We start from the raw sequence: 3,498 nt of genomic DNA on the forward strand, positions 1-3,498 counted from the left end.
TTCCTGGAGGCGCAAATCTTACAGGTAATATTGCAGTTACCATGATGCTGGCACTTTGTACATTTGTTCTAACTACTATAAATGGTAATAAAAATTACTGGGGTCACGTATTTACACCGCATGTTCCTTGGTGGTTATATCCATTGATGATTCCGGTTGAGATTGTGGGTTTATTTGTTAAACCAGTTGCATTAATGATTCGTTTATTCGCAAACATTACTGCAGGTCACATTCTGATTTTAAGTTTGATTTCTTTGATCTTCATTCTTAAATCAGTTTTCGTAGCAGGTATCGCAATTCCATTTGTGCTGTTCATCAGTGTGATTGAATTAGTGGTAGGATTTATTCAGGCATTCATTTTCACCATTTTATCGGCCCTATTTATTGGGATGGCGGTTGAAGAGCATGCTGAGCATTAATATGAATTTATTTTTTGTTTAATATATATTTAAAAATCAGATTATGATCGTTGGAAGTATCGCTGGTATTGGCGCAGGATTAGCTGCTATTGGAGCAGGCATTGGTATCGGAAACATTGGTGGAAAAGCTATGGAAGGTATGGCTCGCCAACCTGAAGCAGCATCTAAAATTCAAACAGCTATGTTAATCGCGGCAGCATTCGTTGAGGCGGTAGCATTGTTCGCTGTAGTTGTTGCGTTCTTAGGAACAGGACAAGTAAACTAAAAAAATAAGGCTTGTGCGATTGGCACCGGCCTTATTTTATTATTTTGATTGATTTATTAAATAATATAACAAATGATATTACTGGCATTAAATCCATTAGTTTCTCCGGATCCGGGCTTGTTCATCTGGTCAACAGTTACTTTTTTAATACTGTTTTTCTTGTTAAGCAAGTTTGCCTGGAAGCCAATAGTTAAAGCTCTTGATGAGCGTGAGCGTTCAATAGAAGATGCGCTGGCAAAGGCAGAAATGGCTAAGGTAGAGATGGCTAAGCTGATCAGTGAGAACGAAGATCTATTAAAGGAAGCTCGCCTAGAACGCGACAGCATTTTAAAGGAAGCAAAAGAAATCAAAGATCAGATTGTTAATGATGCAAAAGATTTGGCTAAATCTGAAGGAGCTAAGCTGATCGAAAAAGCAAAAATTGAGATCACTAATCAAAAGCTTGCTGCAATGGCAGAAATTAAAAATCAGGTTTCTAGCTTATCTATTGAAATCGCTGAAAAAGTTTTGCGTAAGCAATTTGAAGATCAGGGTAAACAACAGGCGCTTGTTAATGACCTGTTAAAAGAAGTAAAACTTAATTAAGTTGACAGTTGACAGTTTACAGTTGACAGTTTGAAGGAAGAAATTCAAATAACTAGTAACTAATAACTAACAGCCAACAACTAACAAAAATATGTCAGAAATACAAGTTGCATCGCGTTACGCAAAAGCTTTAATTGATCTTGCGGCTGAACAAAATAGTGTAGAGCCGGTTAAGAAAGATATTGAGTTGTTTCTCGATACCTGCAGGGTTAACCCAGAGCTACAGGCAATTCTTAAGAATCCGATAATCAGTCTTGATAAAAAGGCGAATATCTTGGATGGTTTATTTGGCGATAAACTAAATAAAATGATCCTGTCATTCTTTAAAATTGTAGTTAGAAAAGGGCGTTCCCAAGTTTTATATGCTACAGGAAAGGAATTTATCAACCAGTATAATATTCTTAAGAACGTAGTAAAAGCAACAGTAACTTCTGCTTCTCCCCTAAGTTCAGATAACATTGTACAAATCCAAGAAGTAGTTAAACAAGCAACTAAGGGTGAAGTTATTTTAACTGCCCAAGTTGATCCTGATTTGATTGGAGGGTTTATCTTAAAGGTTGGCGATAAGCAGTTTGATACCAGTTTATCTAGCAAGCTAAATAAATTGAAAAAAGAATTTCAACAAAATTAATTACCCCAAAACCTGAAAAGGAATTTGTTTGCTTCCAATAGGGGTGGAGGCGTAAGATTTACAATATAAAACTCAAAAAATACTACTATGGTAGAGGTAAGACCAGATGAAGTTTCGGCGATTTTAAGACAACAACTGTCAGGCTTTAAATCGGAGGCCGAGCTCGAAGAGGTTGGTACTGTGTTACAAGTGGGTGATGGTATTGCCCGCGTATACGGTTTAACAAAAGTTCAATCAGGTGAGCTGGTTGAATTTGAAAACGGTTTGCAGGGTATCGTATTGAACCTTGAAGAAGACAACGTGGGTGTCGTGTTATTAGGTGCTTTTGATGAAATCAAAGAAGGTGCTACGGTAAAACGTACCAATAAAATTGCTTCCATCAAAGTTGGTGAAGGTATGCTTGGCCGTGTAGTTAATACATTAGGTCAGCCAATTGATGGTAAAGGCCCTATTGCTGGTGAAACTTATGAAATGCCATTAGAGCGTAAAGCTCCGGGTGTTATCTATCGCCAGCCGGTTACAGAGCCATTGCAAACAGGAATCAAGGCAATTGATGCAATGATTCCCATTGGTCGCGGGCAACGTGAGCTTGTGATTGGTGATCGTCAAACCGGAAAAACTGCGGTTTGTATTGATACCATCATCAACCAAAAAGAATTTTATGAAGCAGGTAAGCCTGTATTCTGTATATATGTTGCTATTGGTCAGAAAAATTCTACCGTAGCACAAATATTAAAAGTATTAGAAGAGAATGGTGCTCTACCTTATACAGTGATTGTTGCGGCATCTGCTGCTGACCCTGCTCCGATGCAGTTTTATGCTCCATTTGCTGGTGCTGCAATAGGTGAGTTCTTCCGTGATACAGGCAGACCAGCATTGATCGTTTATGATGATCTTTCTAAGCAGGCAGTTTCGTATCGTGAGGTGTCTTTATTGTTGCGTCGTCCTCCAGGTCGTGAGGCTTATCCAGGTGATGTATTTTACCTTCACAGTCGTTTATTAGAGCGTGCTGCAAAGATCAACCAGAATGATTCCATTGCACAATCAATGAACGATCTTCCGGAATCTATCAGACATATAGTAAAAGGTGGTGGGTCTTTAACAGCATTGCCAATTATTGAAACTCAGGCGGGTGACGTTTCTGCATATATTCCTACGAACGTGATTTCGATCACTGACGGTCAGATATTTTTGGAGTCTAATTTATTCAACGCGGGTGTTCGTCCAGCTATTAACGTAGGTATTTCAGTATCTCGTGTAGGTGGTAACGCACAAATCAAGTCGATGAAGAAAGTTGCAGGTACCTTGAAGCTTGACCAAGCTCAGTATCGTGAATTGGAGGCTTTCTCTAAATTTGGATCTGATCTTGATGCAGCAACAAAATCTGTACTTGATAAAGGTGCCCGTAACGTTGAATTGTTAAAGCAAGCACAGTTTTCGCCTGAAACAGTTGAAAAGCAAGTTGCAATTCTTTATGTTGGAACTAAAAACTTAATGAGAAATGTACCTGTAAACAAGGTTAAAGCATTTGAACATGAGTTTATCCAGCAATTAGATCAGCGCTACCCTGAAGTATTACAGGGGCTAAAAGCAGGTAA

At 38.6% G+C, this 3,498-nt stretch carries 5 protein-coding genes; all 5 read left to right on the plus strand.

The window, feature by feature from the left end:
- A partial coding sequence (locus ACIQZ6_RS12455; protein ID WP_395811582.1) for a F0F1 ATP synthase subunit A occupies nt 1-419 on the plus strand: 419 nt, incomplete at its 5' end.
- Between the two features lie 46 nt (nt 420-465).
- Nucleotides 466-684 carry an ATP synthase F0 subunit C gene (gene atpE, locus ACIQZ6_RS12460; RefSeq protein ID WP_090705041.1) on the plus strand — a complete coding sequence of 73 codons (219 nt, stop codon included), beginning with the start codon at nt 466-468 and terminating at the stop codon, nt 682-684.
- Between the two features lie 72 nt (nt 685-756).
- Nucleotides 757-1,269: a F0F1 ATP synthase subunit B gene (locus tag ACIQZ6_RS12465; RefSeq protein ID WP_395811584.1), complete on the plus strand. Its 513-nt coding sequence runs from the start codon at nt 757-759 to the stop codon at nt 1,267-1,269.
- A gap of 91 nt (nt 1,270-1,360) precedes the next feature.
- Entirely contained in the window at nt 1,361-1,900 is a 540-nt protein-coding gene (gene atpH, locus ACIQZ6_RS12470; RefSeq protein WP_395811586.1) for an ATP synthase F1 subunit delta, read from the plus strand.
- Between the two features lie 87 nt (nt 1,901-1,987).
- Nucleotides 1,988-3,498 (plus strand): F0F1 ATP synthase subunit alpha (atpA, locus tag ACIQZ6_RS12475; RefSeq protein WP_395811588.1); only part of this gene is annotated, 1,511 nt, incomplete at its 3' end.

It is taken from the genome of Daejeonella sp., from assembly GCF_044348475.1.
In the GTDB taxonomy this organism is placed as follows: domain Bacteria; phylum Bacteroidota; class Bacteroidia; order Sphingobacteriales; family Sphingobacteriaceae; genus Daejeonella.

Excerpts from the sequence above, each read along its gene's own strand:
- ACIQZ6_RS12465 (WP_395811584.1), top strand. The coding sequence starts at position 757 with ATGATATTACTGGCATTAAATCCATTAGTTTCTCCGGATCCGGGCTTG.
- atpH (WP_395811586.1), top strand. The coding sequence starts at position 1,361 with ATGTCAGAAATACAAGTTGCATCGCGTTACGCAAAAGCTTTAATTGAT.